Origin of the sequence: Staphylococcus gallinarum, from assembly GCF_000875895.1 — a bacterium.
Lineage (GTDB): Bacteria > Bacillota > Bacilli > Staphylococcales > Staphylococcaceae > Staphylococcus > Staphylococcus gallinarum.
This window is the reverse complement of record NZ_JXCF01000251.1, coordinates 1-241: the sequence shown is the minus strand read 5'-3', so window position 1 is coordinate 241 and position 241 is coordinate 1. Positions and strand designations below refer to the sequence as shown.

Below are 241 nucleotides of genomic sequence, written 5' to 3'. Positions count from 1 at the left end.
CTTTCGCCCATTGCGGAAGATTCCCTACTGCTGCCTCCCGTAGGAGTCTGGACCGTGTCTCAGTTCCAGTGTGGCCGATCACCCTCTCAGGTCGGCTACGTATCGTCGCCTTGGTAAGCCGTTACCTTACCAACTAGCTAATACGGCGCGGGTCCATCTATAAGTGATAGCAAAACCATCTTTCACTATAGAACCATGCGGTTCTATATGTTATCCGGCATTAGCCCCGGTTTCCCGGAGT

The 241-nt window shown here is 52.7% G+C and carries 1 rRNA gene; it reads right to left on the bottom strand.

The features are described from left to right. Positions 1-241: ribosomal RNA gene (locus SH09_RS14335) — 16S ribosomal RNA — on the bottom strand; the annotation flags it as partial.